This is a genomic window from Methanolobus sp. (assembly GCF_016278365.1).
GTDB lineage: Archaea > Halobacteriota > Methanosarcinia > Methanosarcinales > Methanosarcinaceae > Methanolobus.
In genome coordinates, this window is record NZ_JADQBZ010000003.1 from 253237 (window position 1) to 277184 (window position 23948).

Here is a 23948-nt window from a genome sequence, read left to right on the forward strand (position 1 = left end):
ACAATCAGAAATATCTGATATTTGTCTCCGAGCCAAGATGTTCAGGTTTCCATAACCAGAGAATTAATAATATGTTTATATACAATGTTATTTGTAAAAGTATAGCAGACAGTTACAAATATAAAGCCAGAGACTAATATTTCATTTGTCTAATATACATTTGTAAAGCCTTTCATGCATTCGGGCTTTTATCTACTTTTCTGACCTTCAGGATGGTCTGAAAGTAAATTGAAAATGGCAGGGGGATTTAAATGAACTTAGATCTTACGATAAAGATAGGTGGAGCTGCAGGTCAGGGATTGGACACTATGGGCAGTGTGCTTTCCAAGAGCCTGCTTAAGAGCGGATTCTATGTGTTCAGTACACAATATTATCTTTCAAGGATAAGAGGTGGTCACAACACATTCCAGATACGGATCAGTAGCTCCGAACTTGCAGCAATGGGTGAGGATGTCGACATACTTATCGCTCTTGACAGGGCTTCCATCGACCGTCATCTTGGTGAAATGTCCGACGGGGTTGTGATAGTCGACAAGGATGTGGTTGAACTGGACAAAGAGCATGATTCCATCTTTCATGTCCCCCTGTTAAAAATAGCAAAGGATGTGGGTGGCAACAAGATATATACTAATACCGTTGCAGCTGGTGCGGTCATTGGGCTGCTTTGCCTGAGCCTGGATCCCCTTAATGAAGTGCTCACAGCGATATTCAGGAAAAAAGGCCAGGAAATCATTGATAGTAATCATAAGGCAGCAAAGGCCGGTTATGATCATGTGAAGGAAAATTACCCCCATGGATGTAAGTTCAATGTTTCCAAGCCTGATGCACAGGAGAAAAGGATGCTTATTGCAGGTAACGAGGCTGCAGGTCTGGGGGCACTTGCTGCTGGCGTGCAGTTCCTGTCAGCATACCCGATGACACCTTCCACAGGCGTGCTCAATTATGTTGCAGGCCATGCAGGTGAGTTCGGTGTGGTCGTTGAACAGGCGGAGGATGAGATAGCAGCGCTTAATATGGCAGTTGGTGCTTCTTTTACCGGTGCGCGCTCCATGGTCACTACGGCCGGGGGTGGATTCTCCCTGATGGTCGAGGCTCTTGGACTTGCCGGAATAACCGAGACCCCGGTAGTCATCTTCCTTGCACAGCGCCCCGGACCTGCAACCGGTCTTCCCACAATGACAGAACAGGGGGACCTGCTGTTCGCTTTGCATGCGGCGCAGGGGGAGTTCCCGAGGTGCATCCTTGCACCGGGTACTCCGGATGATTGTTTTTATATGATGGCAGAAGCATTCAATATTGCAGAAAAGTATCAGATCCCGGTTTTTGTCATGAGCGACCAGTATCTTGCTGATTCTTTATTCACATGCAAGCGATTTGATACTTCAAAGATCACTGTTGAAAGACACCTGCTCTCTGACCAGGAATTGCGCACTAAACATGGAGACTACAAACGTTATAAATTCACCCCAGGCGGTATTTCCCCGAGAGCACTTCCCGGCCAGGAAGGGATACTTGTATGTGCGGACAGTGATGAACATGATGAGTTCGGGCGTATAGACGAGAGCCAGGAGAACCGGATAAGGATGACGGATAAGAGGATGAAGAAACTGGAGTTGCTGGCTACTGAAATGAAGCCTCCTACGATATATGGACCGCAGGAGGCGAAGATTACTCTAATTGGCTGGGGCTCTACTTACGGCCCGCTGGCTGAGGCGGTTGACATCCTTACTAAGGAAGGCCATTCTGCTAATCTGGTGCATTTCAACCATATTTATCCAATGCCTGCAGAGAGCACACAGAAGGCGCTGGCAAAGTCAAAGAAGAAGATATGCGTGGAGAACAATTATACCGGCCAGCTTGCCAGGCTGCTCCTGACAGAGGCAGGTATCGAAGTGACTGATAAGGTCCTGAGATATGACGGCCTGCCTTTCACCCCGCTGTCCATAATCGAAGCTCTTCGGGAAAAGGAGGTGATCTGAATGGTGAGCGTAGAAGATTACGGGAACTATGAAACTGCATGGTGCCCCGGATGTGGCGATTTCAATATCCTTAAGGCGCTTAAGGCTGCTCTTGCAAATCTCGGAAAGGCGCCTTCCGAGGTGCTGATTGTTTCCGGCATTGGCCAGGCAGGCAAACTCCCGCAGTACCTGAACTGTAACTTTTTTAACGGGCTTCACGGCCGTACCCTTCCGCCAGCCACTGCGGCAAAGCTGGCAAACCATGAACTGACAGTACTTGCTGTAGCAGGGGATGGGGATTGTTATGGGGAAGGAGGTAACCATCTCATACATGCGATCAGGAGAAACCCTGACATTACTATACTTGTGCACGACAACCAGATATATGGCCTCACCAAGGGCCAGGCTTCTCCGACCAGTGAACGTGGCATGGTTTCCAAGATACAAAGGGAAGGTGTTTTTAATAACCCCTTAAACCCGATAGCACTTGCTATCTCTCAGGAATGCTCTTTTGTGAGCAGGGGATATGCAGGAGATGTGCAGCATCTTACGGAACTGCTCATCAAGGCCATCCGGCACAGAGGACTTTCTCTTGTGGAGGTCCTGCAGCCCTGCGTCACTTTCAACAAGCTGAACACTTTTAAGTGGTATTCGAACAGAGTTTACAAGATGGAAGATGGCGAGTATCCCCTTGACGACCGGGTAAAAGCCTTTGAAAAATCCCTTGAATGGGGTGACCGGATACCCCTTGGAATATTCTATGTTAACGAAAGACCTGTCCTGGAAGACAATCATGAGGTGCTCAGGGATGCTCCCCTTATAAGGCATAAACCGAATACAGAAAAAGTGAATGTACTGATTGACGGTTTTATGTGACTTTCAATCCTTCTTTTATTTTTCCCCTAGTTGTGCATACTTGCTTTAATAACGACAAGCTCTTCAAAGGAACATTTCACACTGGTCACTACCTCGGTCTGGAAACCATATCCTTCCAGTTCTTTCCTTACCTCGCCTATGCCTGTCAGGGACGAAATAAGCAGCAGGAGTATCCCCCCGGATGCAAGGTAGTTGCAGGTTTCTTTTAAGAATCGCTCAATTGCACTACGCCCATCAATGCCGCCATCAAAAGCATAATTCAGCCATCCCGGTATCTTCTCATCCTCTGATGTAGGCAAGTAGGGCGGGTTGAAGATAATCAGGTCGAAGATATGCTTTTCACATATGCCCGCAAACAGGTCGGCCCTGATGACTTCGATGCCGTTGGACCGTGCGCATGAGGCTGCATGAGGGTTGATCTCGGTTGCAATGAGTTTGACATCTCTGTTTGCCCTGAGGACAGCAGATACAAAGCCTGTGCCTGTACCTATCTCAAGAACCCGGGAGCCATCCTTTGTGTGTTCGACTGCTGCATCGGCAAGCAAAAAAGAATCTTCTGCCGGATCATATGAATTCTCATCAAGCTTTATAGTTGCATTCCTGTAGCTGATGATGGCCATGCTATCCCTGTTGCCTGTGCCTGTAAAGCAGGTTTGCAAGATATGCAAGCTCTTCCGGCTCCAGGTTCTCCGGCCTTTTGTCAAGCATTTCTGGTGGAAGCTTGCCGATGAACTCTTTTAAGTCATCGGTTCCAAGAAGCTGCTTGCTCCTTATTATTGAGTTGCGGATCTTCTTGCGTCTCTGGCCGAAGACAGCTGTAACGAAGTCAAGGTAATATTTGCTGTCATCAACTTCAAATGGTGATGGCCTGGGCTTGACTTTCACGACCGCAGAGAGCACTTCAGGAGGCGGTGAAAATGCACCTCGTGGAATCTCCATAATGATAGACGAATCTGCGAAATAATATGTGTTGACCGATAGCCTGCTATAATCCCCTGAGTTTGCATGGGCTACCATCCTTTGTGCGAATTCGTACTGATACATAAGAATTCCCAGTTCGAACTCATGTCTGAAGAGCTTGAAGGTAATCTCAGATGAGATAGAATAGGGAAGGTTAGAAACTACTTTATCAAAAGGCGGGAATTCAACTCCAAGAACATCTCCTGCAATGATCTCAAGTTTATCGTTCTCTCCGAAGCGGTCCAGGAGCACATCCACAAGAACCGGATCTCGCTCGATTGCAATAACTTTCCCGGCGCGCTTCATGAGACGTTCGGTAAGGTTACCTATCCCGGCCCCTATCTCCAGTATGGTTTCATGGGGCCGGATATCTGCAGCATCGACTATCCTGTCGAGTATACGTTCGTCCACAAGGAAATGCTGGTCGTGGTCACCGCCACGTATACCATACTTCCTGAGAATATTGTGGACCAAGAAAAGAACACCTTGCTTATTCTTTTGGACGTTTGGGTGGAATGGTGAACAGCCTGTACTTAATGTTCTCATCCCTGAGCTCTTCAATTATCCTGTTGGATATGACTTTCTGGGGTGAGTGCACTCCTCCTACCCTGGTATGGAGATCATCAAGGCTCTTGAACACGCCTTTTTTCCTTTCGTCTATGATAGCCCACATAAGCTTCTTCCCGATACCTGGCAGAAGTTCGAGCATATGCAGTCTGTTGGTGATCGGATGAGCATCGTTGAAGAACTTAACGAAACGTTCTTCATCGCTTTTCACGTTCGCCTCCAGTATAAAAGGTAGTTCCAGCTGGGCGCCATGGCTGAGGTTACTGTAGCCGATCCTGTGCTTTACATGGTCTATCTCTTCCCTGTCCCCATCCCCAATATATACACGAGACTGTATATTCGGGTTTTTACCTTCCTTCGGCACCAGTTCCATCAATACGAAGTTCTTTTCACCAATGGCCTGAACCACTGGTTTCTTCTGGTAGGATGGTCTTTTGTCCTCATTGCTTCCATAAGGCAGGTAATCAAGGACCCACGCATATTCTTCTTTTTCAGGTGGCTTTCCTTTAACTTGCATCATATTCCCTCCGGCATACCCACTGCTGATGTTAAACTTTCTCTCTTGAAAAAAAGGATGTATCGGATATAAATTTAATCCATTGCCCCTTCGACCATTTCAAGCATCTGGTCCAGTTCCGTATCACTCAGGGTGAACCTTTCTTTTGCATAGAGGGATCTGAGCTCATCCCTGGTCATTGGCATTATATCTGCTATCCTGACCGCAATCTCAGGTTTCATTTTTTCCAGTGCCGTGAGATTGTTTACAAGATCTCTTGCTTTTTCCGGAGATGTCTTTGCGAACGTATCTGCATGATTGATAGCCTTACGCAACTCATATCCCAGCTCTTCTTCATTTTGCAGGCGCTCTTCCATTATCTGGTGCAAAATACCTTTCACTTCGGAAAGGGTAAGCAACTCTTCGCTCAGAATTTCCTTAACAATCATTGATATACACTCTTTACTATTATATCCTGTTCTCTATGTGACATCAACTAAAATAATTCAGTATATCTTTATTGTTGCCAACAAAGATATATCTGACGTTGTGTGCAAAGATCCGGTACAATACGGTATATCCGTACTTTAGTACTTCTGTGGCTTAAGGTGCTGCGGAAGGGCTATTAGTTCCTTTGTAGCATTGCCGTCCCTTATCTGGAGCAGGTATGCGCGGCCGCGCTGACCCAAAACCTTGCCGGTCCTTCCCTGGAATCGTGGATTTGGCATTCCCTTCTGTACGCTGGGGTCGATGTCGATGTGGACCATCTGTCCCTCTGTGAATTCCTGGATAGCCTTGCTAACAGGGGAAATTCCTCTTTCTCTTACACTCTTTTTCAGCTTGTAACGTGTACAGCATTTTTCACCGTGTGATGTTGGCATGATATTCCTCCATTGATTAACTTGATACGATCAATTCTATAATTATATTCTAGTGATAAACCTTGAACCGGAAAACGCATTCATATATCCACTTTGATTACATCGAGCTCAGTGACTATGGCCTGTATCCCCAGCAATCCTGTGAGGCTTGGCTGTGTCCTTCCTTCGTCACCGGATACCAGTTCTTTGACATATAGCCCGCCGCCACAGTGAACCTGCATGATGGCGTACTCGTCCGTCAGTTCTGTAAGCTGCATATCGTGTACGTTTCTCTTGCGCACCAGATCCGCCCTTCGGTGGGATACGCGCTGTGGTGTCCTCTGTGATATCTCAGCTCCGACCAGACTGTCGATGGCAGATATAAGCATTTCTTTGGAAACTGGCTCTTTGAATGTAACTTTAAGGTTATAAACCTTATCCGCCTTTGATGCTTTAAGAGCCTCTATGACTTCCTTCTGCACCATCTGCAGTTCCTGGACCTCTACCTTGCCATTCGCAAAGGTATTTATCCTTTTTTCAAGCTCAGCTACATCAAAGGAGCGTATCGGCGAGTTAAGCACTTCGACCACAAAAGGTCGTCCGGTGCCACCCATAAGCGCATCTATGTCTTCTCTTCCAGCTCCATGGAATGTCGTGTCACTGGCACCTGTGACCTTGAGGATCTCCTCCCGAATGAGCTCATCCACTGATTCCGGGTACTGCTTGCCTGTAAAAGAGCACTTATCGCATCCCCTGCCTCCGCAGTTCCTGCAGGGCCACCGGGTCTGTGGAATGCCACGTACAAGCTTCCTGTACCTGCCCTGTATATATATAGAACGCACCTGCAACCTGACAGCGTCTTCCGCAAGGTCAAGGGTCACAAGCACATCCGGCCTGTTGAACTCAACCTCTTTGCCGGTACGTGCTGCTATGAGCTTTCCGACCTCTCTGTTCAGCTCCGTCTTGAGCTGCTCTGCATAGGTTATCCCGCACTCACTCCAAAGTATCTCTTCGTTCTCACCCAGCAACCCGCTGACCTTTGTCCCGACAAGGAATGTAGAATACTCAATATCCCCGATAGCTTCTACGGCCCTGTCAGCCCAGGCATCCAGGTTGTCGTACAATCCCAGACACACCCAGCATTTGCTGTCATCTTCCTTGATTCCCAGTGTCTTCCTTGCGAAAGCGCTGCTTGGGGCAAGTTGCTTGAGGAGGGCATCATCACCCGAAGCTTTATGCAGCAGGTCCCCTTCCATGGCAAGGGCAAGCTTTACAGCCTTCCCTCTCTCTACGTTGGTAAGGCCTGTGGATAGTTTTGCGAATTGCCTGCCCATGCAGTTATCACAAATAGGTCCTTCATTGACAATTCGTTTAGCAGTTTCAAGTATGCTCATCCGATCACTCTCATTTTTTGTAAGTTATGCTTCCGTCCGGCTTTGTCCGATCCTGTCCAGCTCATTGAGGATAATGATTATGCAATGGTCCGAATGAAGTGAGAGGGGTCCGATAGACAAAGTCCCGGAAGCTATCGTTTTGATCGCTACTTCTTCCTCTTCTGTGACTCCCATATGGTCGCCCAGTATAAATACCGCATCATCAGGAAGGACACTGGTACTTCTCACATCTCCTCCGCCTTCATGCAGGTAATATATGCGCCTGTTATTCGCCGTGAACTCAGCCAGCAGCTTCTCAAGCCCTCCACGACGTATCCATACTCCGGGAGTGGATTGTGACTCGAATTCTGTGGCATCCTTCTCAAGTGCTTTTTTGATAAGGGATCCGCTGCTCCTCTCATCAGGGCTGAGATACCTGAGCTGTTCACCATTGAAGCGTACGATCTTACCGGGATCGGGTTCTCCAAGCAGCACCAGATGTATGTTGACATCCCTCCTCATTCCGTGGGACAGGAAAAGTGCTGAGTTGATACATCTGCAGAGTATGTCCATGCGTCCTGCCGCACCAGGCAGGTCGTTCAGCGAGAAATCACCTGTAGTGAGCGCCTTGTGGCCGATTATCACAAAATCCTTCATTTTTATTTCCCCTTTTAGTTACATTTAACGTACCCTGATCAGTTCTTTCCTTCCTTGAGCACAATCTTTGCAAGAGCGGTAGCTATTTTCCTGTAATCTGCGCCCTCGACAGCCAGCTTCCCGACCCATTCGTCATATCTTTCCAGGTTTCCGGTGCGAATGTTCGTTCTCACCTTTTCCGCAACCTGTGCTTCCTTGGCTTTTTCAGCATCCTTTATGGTAGGAAGTTCTTTCCGGGTAATCTCAGTCTTAGTGTATCTTTGAATCGCGGTGAGCTTGCCCATTTCATTCTTTTTGATGAATGAGTATGCCAGCCCCGGCCTTCCAGCTCTTGCCGTCCTGCCTATCCGGTGAACATAGGTCTCTATCTCCAGAGGCAGGTCATAATTGAAGACCACTTCGATGTTCTCAATGTCGAGTCCTCTTGCAGCCACATCCGTGGCAACTAATATACTGATATCTTCGTCCCGTAATTTATCGACAGTGCGCTCCCTGAGGTTCTGCCGGATGTCCCCATGCAGGGCTTCCACCGAGTGGCCATGGGACCTGAGTTTCACAAGAACTTTGTCGACTTCCTTCTTGGTATTGCAGAATACAAGGGCCGACTGGATATTCTCCACATCTATCAGGCGGTGAAGTACCTCTATTTTGGAACTTTCCTTGATCTCAAAGTAGAACTGTTCCACACCAGGCACCGTCATCTCTTTTTTAGCCACTTTTATGTGTTCGGGTTCGCGCATGTATTCGTCGGTCAGTTTCAGTATGGTCTTTGGCATGGTTGCGGAAAAGAGCAGTGTCTGCCTTTCCCCGGGGGTGAGTTCGAGCACCTTCTCGATATCCTCCCTGAATCCCATATTAAGCATCTCGTCAGCCTCGTCAAGGACCATGATCCTGATGCTTTCCATGTTAATAGCTCCACGCGTGATGTGGTCTATTACTCTTCCCGGTGTCCCGACAACTATCTGTGCGCCGCTTTCAAGTTCCTGCGTCTGCTGGCCCATGGCCCGCCCGCCGTAAATCGCTGTTATGCTCAGTCCCTCTGTTAAAAGTGCTATCTTCTTAAGCTCGTCTGCGATCTGGACCGCCAGTTCCCTGGTTGGGCAGAGAACCATCGCCTGCAGGGCTCTCTTCTTCTTATCCACTAACTCTACGAGAGGGATCCCAAATGCCGCCGTTTTCCCGGTACCAGTCCGTGCCTGTCCGATAATATCCTTTCCCTGCATTATCAGAGGGATGGCTTGTACCTGTATCTCCGTAGGTTCGATATAACCCATCACTTTAATGCTTTTTAGCACTCCTTTGGTGAGGTTGAAGTCTTTGAATGTTGTTGATTCTGAATCCATGATTGTCACTCTTTATTACAATGATACAATGATAATATAATGGATGCTAATGTATTGCTACTGCTCTTGTAAACAGCCGAGTATCATTCTTCATATGCTGCTGCATCCCTGCAGATTCCTGCAAGAGGATTTACCGGCCCGGCACCTTTGCCGACCTTCTGGCTGCCGATGATGGCCCGAACAACGAAATCCTTGGCTTTGCTGGCTGCTTCCACTATTGTCATTCCCTGTGCAAGACAGCAGGTAAGAGCGGAGGCATAGGTGCACCCTGAGCCATGTGTGCCACCCTTTACAAATTTTCCGGGGATGACCGTGAACCGGTCCTCTTTAGCCTCATAGATAACATCGGATGCATCCAGATGTCCGCCTGTGATTATAACTACTTTGACCCCTGTCCTGGCAATGACCCTGGCTGCCTGCTTTGCTTCCTCCACTGTCGTTATGGTCATGCCTGAAAGAGCCATGGCCTCATTGATATTTGGAGTAACGACATGACTTATGGGCAGGAGCTCTTCTTTTAGCGCCCTGATCGCATCTTTCTGGAGCAGGTCACCCCCGGCTTCGGCTGCCATTACGGGATCTACTATCAACCTGAGCCCGTACTTGCGGACCATACCGGCAACAATGGAAACAATACCCGATGATGACAACATGCCGGACTTGGCCCATTCTATCGTCATATCTGTACATACAGCGTCCACCTGGCTGGCGACCACTTCCGGGGGCAGGTCAAAGACACTCAGGACTCCGGTTGTGTTCTGTGAGGTCACTGATGTGATGGCGCATGTCCCGTGAAGCCCCATGGCTGCAATGGTTTTGATATCCGCCTCTATTCCTGCCCCTCCACCGGAATCCGATCCTGCAATGGTCATTACAACAGTTGCCCCTCTCATTTGTATGTTCTCCTTATATAGGTTGTATTACATTTACTTGTGTGCGGAGGTCATAAAGTCTTGTAAGTTAAATAGTAGTTGGTCATATGAAATGGCCGTATAGTACTATCTGCTTGCTAAAAAGACCTTCTTGCGATACATTTATATATTCCACTTGCAACAATGAGTCATCACAAGACCTATATATGTACGTAAAGTAATTTAGATATCTGGTATATACCAATTATCCGTACTTATTAAATGAGGCAACTAATATGGGAAACAGACCTCTTGATATATTGAACAATGCATTGAACACACCCGTAATCGTGAGATTGAAGGGCGCAAGAGAATTCAGAGGAAAACTTCAGGGTTACGACGTTCACATGAACCTTGTACTCGATGAAGCTGAAGAGCTGAAAGAAGGAGATATTGTAAGGAAGCTGGGCAGTGTTGTTATCAGAGGCGATAACATCGTATATGTGTCCCCCTGAAACAAACGTAAGGTATAAGAACTAATAACCGTATCAGGGTAATCCACACGATTTACGATTATTTCCAATTTCAACTAAAAGGTGATTATAAATGTCAAAAGGTACTCCCTCAATGGGTAAAAGGCAAAAGCGCACACATGCAAAGTGCAGGCGCTGCGGCAGTGTTTCACTCAACATCCATACAAAACAATGTACTTGCTGTGGTTTCGGCAAGACCTCTCGCATGAGAAGTTATAAGTGGCAGGCAAAGTGCAAGCTTTAAGCCTGATTTTTCTCCCTATCCACCGGAGATAAAAATGCGCGAGGAATGCGGTGTTGTGGGTGTGGTAAAAAATGGAAACGAATCACACCCGATACCTGCTTCACTTCAGATATACTATGGCCTCTATGCCTTGCAACATCGCGGACAGGAATCCTCAGGCATAACCGTTCATAACGGCAAAGATCCCATGACCATAAAAGGTATGGGGCTTGTTCCGGAAGTTTTTGATAAGGATGCCCTTCTTGAACTTAAAGGCAAGGTAGGCATAGGACACGTACGGTACTCTACTTGCGGCGACTCTATGCTGGAGAATTGTCAACCGTTCATTGTTAAATACAAAAGCGGTACTGTTGCTATCGCTCATAATGGTAATCTAGTCAATAGTAATGACCTTCGCAGGAAGCTTGAATCTGAAGGGCACTTTTTCGTAGCAAGTTCGGATACTGAGGTCATAGCACATCTTCTAGTCAAAGAGCTTTTGAAATATGGTATCGCCGAAGCTATTGGCAATGTAATGAAACAACTGAATGGCTCTTATTCACTGGCCATTATGATCGACGACCTGCTGATGGCTGTAAGGGATCCCTATGGATTCAAGCCATTGTGCATCGGATCGATCGATTCAGGATACGCTGTTGCATCGGAAAGTGTAGCTATTGATACGCTTAATGGGAAGCTGATCAGGGATGTTCACCCTGGCGAACTGGTTATTTTCCGGAACGGTGAGATCGAATCACACCAACTTTTCCGTGAAACAACTTGTGCACACTGTGTTTTTGAATATATATATTTTGCACGTCCTGATTCTATTATTGACGGAAGACTTGTCTATAAGGTCCGGGAACGCATCGGTGAGAGGTTGGCAAAAGAACATCCCGTTGAAGCTGATATGGTATCCCCTGTTCCGGATTCAGGCATCACTTCAGCGATCGGTTATTCCCGCCAGTCAAATATCATCTACGAAGAAAGTCTCATGAAGAACCGTTATATCGGGAGGACTTTCATTCTTCCGGGCCAGGCAATGCGTGAAACTGCAGTGCGGCTCAAGATGAACACTATTGCAGAAAACATCCGGGGCAGAAAGATAATTCTTATAGATGACAGCATTGTCAGGGGTACTACCTCCCGTCGCATCATTGACATGATAAAAAATGCAGGCGCCACGGAAGTTCATGCGCGTATAGGGAGCCCCCCTATAGTTGCACCATGTTATCTTGGTATTGACATGGCTTCAAGGGAAGAGCTTATAGCTGCCCATAAGACAATAAAAGGCGTGGAAGCTGTAATTAATGCAGATTCCCTGGGATATCTGAGTATTGAGGGCCTGGTGGAATCCATAGGCATAGATCGAGATGACCTGTGCCTGGGCTGCCTTACAGGTGCTTACCCGGTTGATATCCCGGGAGAAAAAACCTGTCAGCGCAGACAACTTAAGCTTCATGAGTTTTAATAAATAAATGGCAAAGCTTATTTTTGCAATATTTTTTATATATTGAATGTAAAAAGGATTACTCTTTTAAACTAACTAATAACTGGACTCTTTTTACTATTGATCCCGGCTTTATTTATCGCTGCTACAGATAATTTATTTATATGCATACATAGGAAAAACACAGCCTTTTTTGAAAACTACAGGATTCGCCTGAAAATAATTTTAAATTACATGGAAAAACTGAAAAAATGCATTGCAAAATTTAGCCAATAAGGTGATAATTGGAAAAGTAGTATGGGGCCGGGATCGAGAATCGAACTCGAATCGTAGCCTCCACAGGGCCACAGGATAACCGCTACCCTACCCCGGCACGCATATCTTTTGTTTGGAAGCACCCTTTAGATGTCCTTTTCTTAGATAAACTTTTCCTTTGGAATTGTCTTTCCGGCGGTACAAAAACTGGACAATCAGTGAACTAAGAGTTTCCTTTTAGCAGACGGCTCTGAAACACATCCTATGTCGTCTTCACTGATCGGTAATGAGGAGTCAGTATAAGGGTCATGTTTCCTGAACTTAACCCAGAATACACTACCTAACCCTGCAGGGTTATCTTCCACACCGACTTCCCCGCCCATGATCTCTGCTATCCTTTTAACAATTGCAAGCCCAAGGCCGGTGCCTTTAACACCTTTCTTATGTACCCGCTTGAAACGCTCGAAAACATGGGATTTGAGCTCATCAGGTACACCTTCCCCCTGATCAGTAACCTCTACTCTCCACTGGTAATTGGAATCAACCACATCTATGATAATACAAGTGTTCTCCGAGCTGTATTTTATAGCATTTGAAATGAAATTGGCAAATATTTCCTCAACTATCGGATTAACAAGTGAATGATAAGCCCCTGCAGCCCTCATTTCTAGAGTCATCTGTTTCTCAAACACCTTTTGGTCAAACTGCTCAGCAGCGTTCCTCAGGATGGCCCCGATGTCCATAATTTCAAGCTGGATGTTCTCTGCAGACTCCAGTTTTGCGAATGTAGCTGCTGTCTCTATCATCTCTATAAGCTTATCGTTGTTGCGTTTTATCCCATTCACAAGTACTTTCTGTTTATCACTTGATTCGGTTTCAAACAGAAGATCAGAATATCCTTTAATGTTGCCTGCAGGATTAAGCAGGTCATGCCTCATGATGTCCGTAAACAGGTCCTTGAGTTCATTGGATCTTCGAAGTTCCTCTTCGAACTGCTTCCTTTCACTGATATCCATGGTTGTGCCTGCAAGCCTTACCGGTTCGCCTGAACCATTGCGATCAACCAGTTTCCCGCGGGCAAGTATCCACCTCCATGATGAATTATTCTTGTCCTTCATTCTAAATTCTGATTCAAAAGAGGAGATTTCGTTCCAGAGGTGAAGTCCGATGTTCTCCATGAAAAGAGGCAGATCTTCAGGATGCATTATTTCCATCCAGGAGTCAAAGTTTGGCTTTATGTCTGCCGGCGCATAGCCCGCTATCTCCGCCCACCTCTCATTATAAATAAGCTCATTAGTTTTGATATTCCAGTCCCACATGCCAAGGTCTGCACCCCTGAGGGCAAGTTCCACTCTCTCCTGCGTTCTGCGGAGTATTTCCTCAACTTCTTTGCGCTTCGTGATATCGCGTACTATTGCCAGTGCGTAGTTGTTATTTTCATGAGTCGTGAAAGTGACATTCATTTCTACGGGAGCAAGCGTATTGTTTTTTCGGATTATGGTCCTGTCAATATCAAGGAAGCGATTACCGCATATGTCCCGTATGTCCTGTTCCCAGAAGCGGCCGCAGAATATGCGTTCAAGCTCCTCCCCCGTCATACCAAGGAACTCATCCCTGGAATATCCTAACTCATTACAGGCCGTTTCATTGACATCGATGACGGCCCCAAGGCAGGGATCTATCATAAATATGAAGTCGTTAGACTGATTGATGAGGTTTTTGAAAAGACTGAGATTCTCAACAAACAATTTATGCTGCAGAACCATTCCCGTGAGCTCCGAAAGAATCTTCAACGCAGGCAGTTGTTTCTTGTAGCTCGTGTCATTGAAAGAAGGATTCTCTATAGATATGAACCCGACAACATTCCCGTCTATTTCAGTCGGCACTATTACCATGGAGCTTACACTTCTCACACGCATGATTTCCTTTTCCCTTGTTGCAGCTTTAGGCAATGATGTGCTCTCCAATAGTATTGGAGACGCGCTGTTCCGTATCTGTTCCATCATCCAGGGAAAGTTTGACTCGCGGAGATTCTCGAACACCGCTTTTCTTTCCGGCAAGTGTGAAGCAGCCCATTTATGGCTGATGTGCAATGAACTCCGGTCTTTGCCGAGCATGACCAGGTAGTTGTACTCGGAACTGCAGAACATGCCCGCCCTCTGCAGCGTCTCATCAATGGTCATATCTACATCCTTTGGAGCGATGAACAAGGATATCAGAGAGGTGAGTGAACTTTCGATGTCTGAGTTCTGTTCCATCAGTTCCTCAACTCTTTTTTTCTCTTCATTCAAGTCATTTATTTTAGTCTCCAGTTCCCCGTTCATTTTATCGATGCGCGTACTTGCATAGATAATGGCTGCAAATGTTGTAATAATAAGTGCGGAGCTGAAAATTATGACTTTATTTTCCCCGGACACTATAAATGGTGACAGCATGAGCATTCCCAGAACGCATACGATCAAAAGGAACACACTATTCACAAGATTTGGTATTTTCATGCCTTGTTGCCCCGCAGGATATGCTGAAGAAAATTGTAGAATATTGTATTCTCTTTTATTATATTTATCTATTATTAATAGTTACTTCATAAACTCCAGGCGGTCGAAAGGTTTAAGGGTTAATTTTAACTATTTAGCAAATTCAAACTACCTATATAGAGCAAAAAGAGATGATATTCATAGTAAGGACTGTCCAGAAAACCAACCCTCTAGCAAACAGGGACATCGTATCGCAACCCGTGGAAAGCACAGCGGAGTATCTGGTACTTGAGCCTGCAGGCTATCCGATGACCAGCATCCTGGAAGAATATCCGGAGATAGAGGACCCGGGACTCTTTGAACATTATGCCAGAGAGCAGTGGAAAGGCGTTACCGCTATCAAGGACGATTATCTTTTTGACAGACGTATGTACCCTGATTACGCATATAAGGTGAAGGAAGTCGAACCCCCTGAGTCAGTCATTGGTCCCAATACCAACATTATCGTGCGCGATATGATGGACAGTGTTATCCCCAAGATCGAGTTCAGAAGCAAAGTTAGCTTTGATGATGTCATCGGGCAGCTTAGCGCGCGCCAGAAGTGCAGGCTTATCGAACGCTTTCTTGAGGAGCCGGAGAAGTTTGGTAGGTGGGCGCCCCGAAACATCCTTTTCTATGGCCCTTCAGGAACCGGCAAGACAATGTTTGCCAAGGCTATTGCAAACAAAGCACAGGTCCCCATATTACCTGTGAAGGCAACTGAGCTTATAGGAGAGTTTGTCGGCGAGGGGGCCCGTCAGATACACCAACTCTACGAGCGGGCGCAGGAAATGGCACCATGTATCCTCTTCATTGATGAACTGGATGCCATTGCCCTTGACCGCAGATATCAGGAACTACGTGGCGACGTGGCAGAGATAGTCAATGCCCTGCTGACTGAGATGGACGGGATCGTAGAGCGCCCCGGAATCTGCACCATAGGTGCCACGAACAGGACAGATACACTTGACCCTGCGGTGCGCAGCAGATTCGAGGAAGAGATAGAATTTGTACTACCTGATGAGCAGGAACGTTATCAGATCCTTGAATCCAATGTAGGTACCTTCCCGCTTGAAATTGCCGACATCGACATGAAATCCCTTGCCAAAATGACAGAAGGTCTTTCAGGGCGTGATCTTGTTGAAAAAGTTCTCAAGACTGCTTTGCACAGGGCTATCATCGATGACCGGGACACTGTTACCCAGGAAGATCTCGAGATTTCCGTGAAGAAACTCAAAAAAGTCAATGAGACCCTGAACCCTGAAAAGATGTACATTTAGGGTCACCTTTTTAAATTTAGCTTCTATATCGTGTTTCCATGACAGAGGTAAATGAGTCTGACAGGTTTGAGTGCGTTATCGTAAATGTCTTTGACAAAGGTATGTGGAAAGGCATAGTCGTAGAGGAAGTAAGATCCGGAGGACGTGTCTATTTCGGCAGGACGAAATCCGAGGGTTTTGACCTCCAGCCCGGAGACAGCTTATTTGTCGGCATCAAACCCCTGGCATATCCGGTTGAAGATCGCACCATGGAGATCATTCTTTATGATGCTGATGATAATAGGCTGGATTGGACTTATCTCTGATTTACCTCCCTTTTCGTTTTCCTTTTTCTTTTATTGAATATGATCCTTGCAGATTATTTCCTCGCATATTCCCGGAGTAGTATCTCGGTTTCCATTAGGTCCTCTGCTATTGTAACATTCTCAAAGACCTTCTTTGCTTCTTTAAGCAAAGGTTCCGCATCATCGGAGTATCTGGAACTGATATGTGTCAATATGAGCATGGATACGTTTGCTTCTTTCGCGAGTAGTGCCGCTTCTTCAGCGGTGGAATGCATGGACTCCTTTGCCCATTCCTGCTGGTCATTTGCAAGGGTGGAGTCATGAATAAGCAAATCTGCATCACGGCTTGCTTCCAGTATTTCCGGACATGGCCTTGTATCCCCGCTGTATACTATCTTCCTGCCCGGGCGTGGCTCTCCTACAACCTCTACTGATGTGATGGTTCTGCCATTTACTTCAACCGGCTCCCCCCTGTGAAGTTTTGAGAATAGAGGTCCGGGAGGGACTCCAAGCTCAATGGCTTTATCTCGATCGAACCTGCCTATGCGCTCGTCCTCTATGAGTGCATACCCGACACTAGGAACACTGTGCTGCGTCTTTATGGCATGGATGGAGTAGCCATCTCTTTTGATAATGTCCCCTGGCTCCAGGTCAACTGCATCTATCTCAAAGCGGAGTTTGTAATACCCCAGAGCACTGAGTATCCTTGCAAACTCATGCACATGGTGAGGTCCGTATATCTTGAGGGGCTCTGTTCTTCCGTGAAAGGACATTGTCTGTATCAGTCCCGGTATCCCCAGTATATGGTCTGCGTGGAAATGAGTAATAAAAATAGAACTCAGTGCTTTCATGCCGGTCTTTGCGCGCATCATCTGCTGCTGCGCTCCTTCTCCGCAGTCAAACAGCATGAGCTCACCCTCACGATTGATCATTATGGCTGATGGATTACGTTCGGGAGTGGGAAGGGAACCACCGGTGCCAAGAAAAGTTACACGAAGCATGTAGCTTTATTAAGTGCTATAGTTATTTATGAATTGCTTCTTAGAATCATCAAACTGAAAAAAGAATACATGCTTTTGCCATTTCATTTAGTGTTATTCTTTGAGGATATTCCTTGCCATTCGAAAAGTTCATATAGAATCTTATTATTAATGATACGTCCATAAGTCATATTTTGGCTATTGAATCACAATCAATTTCTCATATAATTATCCAGAGGATATATCATGAAATGGCAAGGCAGATCCAGAAGAAGCTATACCGGTGCCAAGATTAAGGCATTCCGCAGCAAGAGAAAGCACGAATTAGGTCGCGAATCCGCAGATACTCGCATAGCTGTGACCAAAAGGAAGAACGTTTCAACTACCGGCGGTAACAGAAAGGTAAGACTCATGCAGTGTGATGTCGTGAATGTCACCGATGCACAGGGTAAGACCCAGAAGACAACCATGAGCAAAGTAGTCGGAAACACCGCAAATGAGCACTACGTCAGGCGTAACATACTCACAAGAGGCTCTGTCGTCAAGACTGCTCTAGGTAATGCAAAGGTTACAAGCCGCCCCGGACAGGACGGAGTTGTCAACGCAGTACTGATAGAATAAACCAAAACCTTTATTTTTTTATTTCTGTTGCGATGAGGTTTTCCAGATGGATGAAAATACACGTCATATACTAGAATGTCTTGAAGATGATGCGAGAATGACATCTGAGCAGATAGCAGCTCTTACTGGCCTTTCTGCTGAAGAAGTAAGCAACAGAATAAAAGAGATGGAAAATAACGGCATCATCCGCAAGTATAAGACAGTAGTTGACTGGGATCTTGCAGGTGATGAGAATGTATATGCTATCATCGAGCTCAAGGTAAGCCTGGAGCGCAGGCTTGGTTACCAGGCGCTTGTGGAGCGTCTATACAAGTTCCCGGAAGTGCGCTCTGTAAGGCTGCTTTCAGGGCAGTATGACCTGTCCCTTACTGTAGGGGGGCATTCTATGAAAGAAGTCGCTTTCTTTGTAGCTGAGAAAATTTCCACTCTTGATCAAGTGCAGCACACTACTACTCATTTTGTGCTCAAGACCTATAAAGAGGATGGAATAATCCTCTATGAAGAGGACCGTGTTGCACGTTTACCCGTGACACCATAGTTTTATTTTATTACATAAAATATGATATATTCTGCAGGAAGTAATCCTAATGAGAAAAGCATGCCTCCCCTCAAAATTTGTTGCGGATGTGATGAAGAAGGTTCCTCCCTCCGGCATACGTCGCTATTTTGATCTTGCATCAGAGATAGATGATGTTATATCTCTTGGTGTGGGTGAGCCGGATTTCGTAACTCCGTGGCATATCCGGGAAGCATGCATCCACTCCCTTGAGTGTGGGGAGACTTCTTATACTTCAAATTATGGTCTCATGGAACTTCGTGAAGAGATATCCAGTTTCTTTTCAGATAAATATGGAACGTCCTATAACCCAAATTCGGAGATTCTTGTAACTTCAGGTGTAAGCGAGGCTCTGGACGTAGCTATACGCGCAATCACAAACCCGGGCGACGAAATACTGATCCCTCAGCCATCCTATGTTGCATATACACCTTCAGTGATGTTTGCAGGAGGTGTACCTGTTCCAGTGGAAACCTGTCTGGAGAACGAGTTCAAGCTGCATGCTGAGGACCTTGAAGCTGCTATCACTGATAAGACAAAGGCTTTGATTCTTAATTACCCGAACAATCCCACGGGTGCCACCATGGGTAGAAACGACTTTGAGGCCATTGCCGATGTAGTGTCAGAGCACGACATCATGGTGATTTCCGATGAAGTCTATGATTGTCTCACTTACAAGGGGAAGCATACTTGTTTTGCTTCAATTGATGGCATGCGCGACAGAACTATTCTCCTAAATGGCTTTTCCAAAGCCTATGCAATGACTGGTTTCAGGATGGCCTATGCTATGGCACCACGTGAAGTGATTTCTTCCATGATGCTTATACACCAGTACTCCATGTTGTGCGCTCCCATCATGGGCCAGATAGGCGCTATAGAAGCCCTGCGCAACGGCACGCATGAAATGGAGCGCATGGTGCGTGATTATGACCGCCGCCGCCACCTTATCGTAAACGGCCTAAACAAGATTGGCCTTGAGTGTTTCGAGCCAAGCGGGGCATTCTATGCTTTCCCGTCCGTGCAGAACACAGGGCTGACTTCTGAAGAGTTCGCTGAAAAACTCCTCTTTGAACAGAAAGTTGTCACAATCCCCGGCAATGTCTTTGGTAAGGCCGGTGATGGCTTTTTACGCTGCTCCTATGCCACTTCCCGGGAAGAGATAGAGGAAGCTCTGGCAAGGATAGAGGCATTTGTGGATAGGCTGTGATTTTCTATTGGATCAATAGTGTTCAAAAGTGCATTGTCTTATGTAAGTGGCGCACTTTTAAACATACCTGATATTCTATTTGTAATAGTGTCCAGCAGACATGTTATGCATACACAAGATGTCTCATACATTATTTGTTGTAAGAGTATATTTTTATAGGAAGCATTCTCTTTTAAAAGAGTTAACTTATGAGTAATTATAGTGTGCAATTGTTAAAAGGATTAACGCTATACACATTGTATAACTAAATCATGGTGTATTTAACGATTTGAAACAACTTGGTTGAAAAACAAATGCCCAATGTAATACTGCTTGATTGTGGTCAGAGATATTCGAAATCCCTTGAGGGACTCCTTGATGCTAATGGTTATTCTACATCCCTGTTATCTATTACCAAGACAGATCTATCAAAATCAATTGCTGCACAAAAACCGGAAGTCGTTATCTGCACACATATGAAAGGAGCATCAGATAACATCTTAAACTGTATCAGAGCGGCGTTTAACAAAATCCCTGTTCCTTTATTATTCATCGTTGAAGAGCCCGATGAGCATTTCTTTAACTGGCTTGGAAGAATGGAGCTTACAACTTATGTCAAAGAGCCATTCACAGGAAATGAACTATTCCATGCGATTGGTTTGCTTATTAGGTCCCGTAATGCAGAGTTTGCTTTAAGGGAGCAGAAAAACAAATGTAGGAGCACGGCCAATAACTACGCCAGCAGGTCCACCCGGCAGAAGTCAATACCTTCCGATGCATTCCAGGAAAATATTAATAGCGAATCTCTTAAAATTATTGAAGATAGATTCCGCATAATTACAGAGAATATCGATGATGTGATATGGATGATGGATAAGGAAGGCAATTTCCTTTATGTGAGTCCTTCCCAAATGAAACTGACTGGATATTCTCCAGAAGAGGCAATGCGAAAACCTCTTAGAGATAAGTTAACTTCCCATTCCCTTGAAAAAGTAAATGAAATAATAAAAACTTTCTTTGTAGATATACAACAAGGTAACAAGTCTTATTTTAAGAGCATGTTAGAACTGGAACAATACCGAAAAGATGGCTCTACGGTTTGGGTCGATGTGACAGTTACCCCTATTTTCGATGATGCAGGAAACTTTCGATCCTTCCTGGGAGTTTCGCGCAACATTAGCGAGCGTAAGCAGCTTGAGGCTGAAATCCATAAACAAAAGAACGTTTTAGAAACAATTTTCAATCATGCACCTGTTGCCATGCTCCTGGTCAATGAAGAAGGCAGAGTTGCAAACATTAACCGCACAGGTGCTGAAGCTGTCGGGAAGCAAAAAGAAGATATTCTTGGATTACTTGGGGGTACGGCCTTTTCGTGTGTGAATTCATTTAAAGAGAAAGGTTGTGGCGCAAGCGATAGATGCGCAGAATGTGCGGTAAGGAATACATTCACAGAAACCTTTAATACTGGAAAAGTTTTCCATAAGGTTGAAGGTGATCTCAATATTGCTAGAGATGGCGAAATATTAACACGCCATCTGCTGATATCCACTGCCAGAATAGGTTTAAACGGCGATACCAATGTGATGCTAAGTCTGGATGACATTACTGAAAGCAAGAAAGCGCAGATGATCCTTCAGGAAAGTAAGGAACGTCTGGCGACACTCTATGAGAACATGCCTGGCGGGACACTTATAATCGGTCAGGATTATGTGATAGAGGATGTAAATTCCAGGACATGTGAGCTCACAGGATATAAGAGGGAGGAACTTATAGGGCAACTTTGCGATATATTATGCCCCAAAGGTTCTTCTTCAAAGAAATGCCCGATCTGGGAAGAAGGCATGGAATGCTTCCAGGGAATGGATACTACAATTAAATGTAAGGATGGTAGGAGAAATCCGATCCTGAAGAATGCCACAAAGATAACAATAGAAGGAAAGACTTTCATCCTTGAGAATTTCCAGGATATCTCCAGACAGAAAGATGCTGAAGAAGCCCTGATAAGTGCAAAACTGGCTGCTGAGATGGCCAGCAAAACTAAAAGCGAATTCCTTGCCAGCATGAGCCACGAGCTGAGGACTCCACTCAATGCAGTAATCGGTTACTCAGATATGCTGCTTGAGGAGGCATTTGGGGAAGTTAATGATCAGCAAAGGCGGTCTCTTGGACATATACTGGCCAGCGGGAAGCACCTATTGGAAGTTATCAATGACATTCTTGACCTGTCAAAAGTAGAATCCGGCAAGATGGAGTTACATTACGAGGATTTTTATATATATGATTTATTGAAAAATGTGGGAAATATGGTTTCTTTCTTGGCAAAAAAGAAGAATATCTCATTTTCAGTTTCTACTCAGCCGGAATCCCTCTGTGTGAGTGCGGATAAAGTGCGCATGAAACAGATATTGTATAATCTTGTCAGCAATGCAATAAAATTCACTCAAGAAGATGGATATGTGTGTATAGATGCACGTAAAAAGGATGACATGCTGGAAATCTCTGTAAGTGATAATGGCATTGGTATCTCCGAAGAGGAACAAAAGAAGTTATTCATGCCTTTTTATCAGGTATATTCCGATACATCCAGACACTACGATGGGACAGGACTAGGTCTTTCTCTTGTCAAGAAGTTTGTGGAAATGCATGATGGCAATATTACTCTTGAGAGTGAACCTGGTAAAGGTACTAGATTTACTATTACAGTCCCTTTAAAAAAGGAATCACCAGATGTTTAAACATTCATGGGATCCTCCTGCACATATATTCCCCATGACATGACCATAAAGAAAGACTTGGAACCACTATTTTAGTCTAATACATATGTAACACCGTTTGGAGCTATGTTTAAGAGGATAAGAGGAATAATCAATACTTATTTATATATATACACATAAATAGATCTGCAGTCGATAAGACCCATGTTACTCTCTTTATGAGAGACTTACCTTTTACTTATTGTGGTGCTCACCGAAGCGTTAATCATGGTTGCAGGATGCGTTTCTGAACCTGAATCAGAGCCCTTAGATTTAAGTGGCACCTCGGAGCCGGCCGACCTGACATACTATACTGAACAGCTTCCTCCTTCAAATTATCAGGAGAACGGGACTCTGCAGGGAATCTCCGTCGATCTGCTCGAGGCAATAAAGGTCCTGTTTGCCAAACCAGACATAGGAATAACTATAGAGAATTCCGAAAACCTTAAGGGATATCGCATTGAAGTGATTACCGACAATATAGCGATCCAGCATCTGCTCGGTATTGGTGTAAATGAGAGCCAGATCGTGCCCGAAAGCAACGTGTCCACAATAATTATGGCACTTGACAAAGGTGAGATTGATCTCTGGGCATGCCCTGAAGCCTCAGGCAGGTACTTCACCGAACAGACAACCGGGAACAATTCTCATTTCACGGTTGTGTATCAGTTACATACCCAGGACCTTTACTACGCCTTCAGTAAGGACATACCTGATTCAAGAGTACGGTCATTCCAACAGGCACTCGATGATATCAAGCAAGAGAAAGATACTGAGGGCATTAGCGAATATGAACGGATTCTCGGTCAGTACCTTTCAGCCATTGACCTTGCCTAAATCAATTACCTGACCGAATAATGGCTATTAAACCATCAGTAAGAGTGAAATGCACAAATACTCTGCTTTTCCTTTTTTGTTTTTGTCTAAAGATTGAATAGCCGGACAAATTTTAGGAGTGATAGTTCTGGCAAAATTCCTTTAAAAATGGACATGTGAAATATTACCTTTTCCAGATTCGTTTTCAATTCTCAGAGTGCCTTTCTGCTTTTTTACGTTCAGTGATATCAGGAGCGAAGCCATCAATCACGATTAGGGAAATGAAGTCTTGATTGTGTAGCTATGGAAGGATATGTTTTTTGACAAATATAGTACAGATTTTTTGAATATACCGCATATGCTAAATATAATGAAAAAGGTGCAACCTCAATTACCCAGGAAGCAACAGGGATAGTGCAAAAGCACCAGTATCAGAACATAACAATAACAAAATAACATAAGCATGACCTTCGGTCACAATGATCATAATAATACAAGAAAAAGTGATAGAATAAGTGAGCTGGCAGCGATCCGTAGTTCCCGAAGACTCGCGT

At 45.2% G+C, this 23948-nt stretch carries 23 protein-coding genes and 1 tRNA gene; 12 read left to right on the top strand and 12 right to left on the bottom strand.

Translation table 11 applies throughout. From position 1 onward, the window contains the following. Positions 1-251: 251 nt before the first annotated feature. Positions 252-1979 carry a 2-oxoacid:acceptor oxidoreductase subunit alpha gene (locus tag QZZ22_RS03365; RefSeq protein WP_292462695.1) on the top strand — a complete coding sequence of 576 codons (1728 nt, stop codon included), beginning with the start codon at positions 252-254 and terminating at the stop codon, positions 1977-1979. Further along, a complete protein-coding gene (locus QZZ22_RS03370; RefSeq protein ID WP_292462697.1) occupies positions 1980-2834 on the top strand; it encodes a 2-oxoacid:ferredoxin oxidoreductase subunit beta in 855 nt (284 codons plus the stop codon). Positions 2835-2860: 26 nt separating this feature from the next. Here the strand turns inward: QZZ22_RS03370 and QZZ22_RS03375 are convergent, their stop codons facing one another. The 9 genes from QZZ22_RS03375 to thiD form a co-directional block, all read right to left on the bottom strand. Next, on the bottom strand, positions 2861-3454 hold the full coding sequence (locus QZZ22_RS03375; protein ID WP_292462746.1) for a HemK2/MTQ2 family protein methyltransferase: 594 nt from the start codon (positions 3452-3454) through the stop codon (positions 2861-2863). A gap of 1 nt (position 3455) precedes the next feature. Further along, complete coding sequence (gene rsmA, locus QZZ22_RS03380) at positions 3456-4268, bottom strand: 16S rRNA (adenine(1518)-N(6)/adenine(1519)-N(6))-dimethyltransferase RsmA (RefSeq protein ID WP_292462698.1); 813 nt, start codon at positions 4266-4268, stop codon at positions 3456-3458. A 16-nt stretch (positions 4269-4284) separates the two neighbouring features. Continuing rightward, positions 4285-4878 carry a DUF655 domain-containing protein gene (locus QZZ22_RS03385; RefSeq protein ID WP_292462748.1) on the bottom strand — a complete coding sequence of 198 codons (594 nt, stop codon included), beginning with the start codon at positions 4876-4878 and terminating at the stop codon, positions 4285-4287. 74 nt (positions 4879-4952) lie between these two features. Beyond that, entirely contained in the window at positions 4953-5306 is a 354-nt protein-coding gene (locus QZZ22_RS03390; RefSeq protein ID WP_292462700.1) for an RNA polymerase Rpb4 family protein, read from the bottom strand. A 138-nt stretch (positions 5307-5444) separates the two neighbouring features. After that, positions 5445-5738 carry a 50S ribosomal protein L21e gene (locus QZZ22_RS03395; protein WP_292462702.1) on the bottom strand — a complete coding sequence of 98 codons (294 nt, stop codon included), beginning with the start codon at positions 5736-5738 and terminating at the stop codon, positions 5445-5447. A gap of 80 nt (positions 5739-5818) precedes the next feature. After that, positions 5819-7111 (bottom strand): tRNA pseudouridine(54/55) synthase Pus10, encoded by a 1293-nt coding sequence (locus QZZ22_RS03400; RefSeq protein WP_292462703.1) that lies wholly within the window; start codon positions 7109-7111, stop codon positions 5819-5821. 24 nt (positions 7112-7135) lie between these two features. Next, on the bottom strand, positions 7136-7747 hold the full coding sequence (trmY, locus tag QZZ22_RS03405) for a tRNA (pseudouridine(54)-N(1))-methyltransferase TrmY (protein WP_292462705.1): 612 nt from the start codon (positions 7745-7747) through the stop codon (positions 7136-7138). A 38-nt stretch (positions 7748-7785) separates the two neighbouring features. Further along, positions 7786-9090, bottom strand: coding sequence for a DEAD/DEAH box helicase (locus tag QZZ22_RS03410; protein ID WP_292462706.1), 1305 nt, complete (start codon positions 9088-9090; stop codon positions 7786-7788). An 83-nt stretch (positions 9091-9173) separates the two neighbouring features. Continuing rightward, on the bottom strand, positions 9174-9983 hold the full coding sequence (thiD, locus tag QZZ22_RS03415; RefSeq protein ID WP_342765071.1) for a bifunctional hydroxymethylpyrimidine kinase/phosphomethylpyrimidine kinase: 810 nt from the start codon (positions 9981-9983) through the stop codon (positions 9174-9176). Between the two features lie 254 nt (positions 9984-10237). On the opposite strand from thiD, the gene QZZ22_RS03420 reads away from it, so the two are divergent. The 3 genes from QZZ22_RS03420 to purF all read left to right on the top strand — a co-directional run bounded on the left by QZZ22_RS03420 (position 10238) and on the right by purF (position 12168). Beyond that, complete coding sequence (locus QZZ22_RS03420; protein WP_015054685.1) at positions 10238-10456, top strand: LSm family protein; 219 nt, start codon at positions 10238-10240, stop codon at positions 10454-10456. Positions 10457-10547: 91 nt separating this feature from the next. Continuing rightward, positions 10548-10718: a 50S ribosomal protein L37e gene (locus QZZ22_RS03425; protein ID WP_292462708.1), complete on the top strand. Its 171-nt coding sequence runs from the start codon at positions 10548-10550 to the stop codon at positions 10716-10718. Between the two features lie 34 nt (positions 10719-10752). Then, positions 10753-12168, top strand: coding sequence for an amidophosphoribosyltransferase (gene purF / locus QZZ22_RS03430; RefSeq protein ID WP_292462710.1), 1416 nt, complete (start codon positions 10753-10755; stop codon positions 12166-12168). Positions 12169-12445: 277 nt separating this feature from the next. On the opposite strand, the gene QZZ22_RS03435 is transcribed toward purF, so the two are convergent. Both QZZ22_RS03435 and QZZ22_RS03440 read right to left on the bottom strand, forming a co-directional pair. Continuing rightward, positions 12446-12520, bottom strand: a tRNA-His gene (locus tag QZZ22_RS03435). A 97-nt stretch (positions 12521-12617) separates the two neighbouring features. After that, a complete protein-coding gene (locus QZZ22_RS03440; protein ID WP_292462713.1) occupies positions 12618-14900 on the bottom strand; it encodes a PAS domain-containing sensor histidine kinase in 2283 nt (760 codons plus the stop codon). 170 nt (positions 14901-15070) lie between these two features. Here QZZ22_RS03440 and QZZ22_RS03445 point away from each other — a divergent pair, with 170 nt between their 5' ends. After that, positions 15071-16198 carry an AAA family ATPase gene (locus tag QZZ22_RS03445; RefSeq protein ID WP_292462715.1) on the top strand — a complete coding sequence of 376 codons (1128 nt, stop codon included), beginning with the start codon at positions 15071-15073 and terminating at the stop codon, positions 16196-16198. A 38-nt stretch (positions 16199-16236) separates the two neighbouring features. Then, positions 16237-16503 (top strand): hypothetical protein, encoded by a 267-nt coding sequence (locus QZZ22_RS03450; RefSeq protein WP_292462717.1) that lies wholly within the window; start codon positions 16237-16239, stop codon positions 16501-16503. A 53-nt stretch (positions 16504-16556) separates the two neighbouring features. On the opposite strand, the gene rnz is transcribed toward QZZ22_RS03450, so the two are convergent. Next, positions 16557-17483, bottom strand: coding sequence for a ribonuclease Z (rnz, locus tag QZZ22_RS03455; RefSeq protein WP_292462719.1), 927 nt, complete (start codon positions 17481-17483; stop codon positions 16557-16559). 225 nt (positions 17484-17708) lie between these two features. On the opposite strand from rnz, the gene QZZ22_RS03460 reads away from it, so the two are divergent. From QZZ22_RS03460 to QZZ22_RS03480, 5 genes are all read left to right on the top strand, one after another. Beyond that, the gene (locus QZZ22_RS03460; RefSeq protein WP_292462721.1) at positions 17709-18083 is read left to right on the top strand and encodes a 30S ribosomal protein S8e; all 375 of its coding nucleotides are present in this window, start codon (positions 17709-17711) and stop codon (positions 18081-18083) included. 46 nt (positions 18084-18129) lie between these two features. Then, on the top strand, positions 18130-18621 hold the full coding sequence (locus tag QZZ22_RS03465) for an Lrp/AsnC family transcriptional regulator (protein ID WP_292462723.1): 492 nt from the start codon (positions 18130-18132) through the stop codon (positions 18619-18621). A 49-nt stretch (positions 18622-18670) separates the two neighbouring features. Then, positions 18671-19846 (top strand): aminotransferase class I/II-fold pyridoxal phosphate-dependent enzyme, encoded by a 1176-nt coding sequence (locus tag QZZ22_RS03470; RefSeq protein ID WP_292462725.1) that lies wholly within the window; start codon positions 18671-18673, stop codon positions 19844-19846. A gap of 293 nt (positions 19847-20139) precedes the next feature. After that, positions 20140-22560, top strand: a complete 2421-nt coding sequence (locus QZZ22_RS03475; RefSeq protein WP_292462726.1) for a PAS domain S-box protein — start codon at positions 20140-20142, stop codon at positions 22558-22560. 246 nt (positions 22561-22806) lie between these two features. Continuing rightward, the gene (locus QZZ22_RS03480; RefSeq protein WP_292462728.1) at positions 22807-23415 is read left to right on the top strand and encodes a transporter substrate-binding domain-containing protein; all 609 of its coding nucleotides are present in this window, start codon (positions 22807-22809) and stop codon (positions 23413-23415) included. The last annotated feature ends 533 nt before the right edge of the window (positions 23416-23948 follow it).

Excerpts from the sequence above, each read along its gene's own strand:
- QZZ22_RS03475 (WP_292462726.1), top strand. The coding sequence starts at position 20,140 with ATGCCCAATGTAATACTGCTTGATTGTGGTCAGAGATATTCGAAATCC.
- QZZ22_RS03440 (WP_292462713.1), bottom strand. The coding sequence starts at position 14,900 with ATGAAAATACCAAATCTTGTGAATAGTGTGTTCCTTTTGATCGTATGC.
- QZZ22_RS03480 (WP_292462728.1), top strand. The coding sequence starts at position 22,807 with ATGGTTGCAGGATGCGTTTCTGAACCTGAATCAGAGCCCTTAGATTTA.
- QZZ22_RS03375 (WP_292462746.1), bottom strand. The coding sequence starts at position 3,454 with ATGGCCATCATCAGCTACAGGAATGCAACTATAAAGCTTGATGAGAAT.
- QZZ22_RS03470 (WP_292462725.1), top strand. The coding sequence starts at position 18,671 with ATGAGAAAAGCATGCCTCCCCTCAAAATTTGTTGCGGATGTGATGAAG.
- QZZ22_RS03460 (WP_292462721.1), top strand. The coding sequence starts at position 17,709 with ATGAAATGGCAAGGCAGATCCAGAAGAAGCTATACCGGTGCCAAGATT.
- QZZ22_RS03425 (WP_292462708.1), top strand. The coding sequence starts at position 10,548 with ATGTCAAAAGGTACTCCCTCAATGGGTAAAAGGCAAAAGCGCACACAT.
- QZZ22_RS03385 (WP_292462748.1), bottom strand. The coding sequence starts at position 4,878 with ATGCAAGTTAAAGGAAAGCCACCTGAAAAAGAAGAATATGCGTGGGTC.
- QZZ22_RS03370 (WP_292462697.1), top strand. The coding sequence starts at position 1,980 with ATGGTGAGCGTAGAAGATTACGGGAACTATGAAACTGCATGGTGCCCC.
- QZZ22_RS03445 (WP_292462715.1), top strand. The coding sequence starts at position 15,071 with ATGATATTCATAGTAAGGACTGTCCAGAAAACCAACCCTCTAGCAAAC.
- QZZ22_RS03400 (WP_292462703.1), bottom strand. The coding sequence starts at position 7,111 with ATGAGCATACTTGAAACTGCTAAACGAATTGTCAATGAAGGACCTATT.
- QZZ22_RS03450 (WP_292462717.1), top strand. The coding sequence starts at position 16,237 with ATGACAGAGGTAAATGAGTCTGACAGGTTTGAGTGCGTTATCGTAAAT.
- QZZ22_RS03465 (WP_292462723.1), top strand. The coding sequence starts at position 18,130 with ATGGATGAAAATACACGTCATATACTAGAATGTCTTGAAGATGATGCG.
- QZZ22_RS03410 (WP_292462706.1), bottom strand. The coding sequence starts at position 9,090 with ATGGATTCAGAATCAACAACATTCAAAGACTTCAACCTCACCAAAGGA.
- QZZ22_RS03365 (WP_292462695.1), top strand. The coding sequence starts at position 252 with ATGAACTTAGATCTTACGATAAAGATAGGTGGAGCTGCAGGTCAGGGA.
- purF (WP_292462710.1), top strand. The coding sequence starts at position 10,753 with ATGCGCGAGGAATGCGGTGTTGTGGGTGTGGTAAAAAATGGAAACGAA.
- QZZ22_RS03395 (WP_292462702.1), bottom strand. The coding sequence starts at position 5,738 with ATGCCAACATCACACGGTGAAAAATGCTGTACACGTTACAAGCTGAAA.
- trmY (WP_292462705.1), bottom strand. The coding sequence starts at position 7,747 with ATGAAGGATTTTGTGATAATCGGCCACAAGGCGCTCACTACAGGTGAT.
- QZZ22_RS03420 (WP_015054685.1), top strand. The coding sequence starts at position 10,238 with ATGGGAAACAGACCTCTTGATATATTGAACAATGCATTGAACACACCC.
- rnz (WP_292462719.1), bottom strand. The coding sequence starts at position 17,483 with ATGCTTCGTGTAACTTTTCTTGGCACCGGTGGTTCCCTTCCCACTCCC.
- thiD (WP_342765071.1), bottom strand. The coding sequence starts at position 9,983 with ATGAGAGGGGCAACTGTTGTAATGACCATTGCAGGATCGGATTCCGGT.
- QZZ22_RS03390 (WP_292462700.1), bottom strand. The coding sequence starts at position 5,306 with ATGATTGTTAAGGAAATTCTGAGCGAAGAGTTGCTTACCCTTTCCGAA.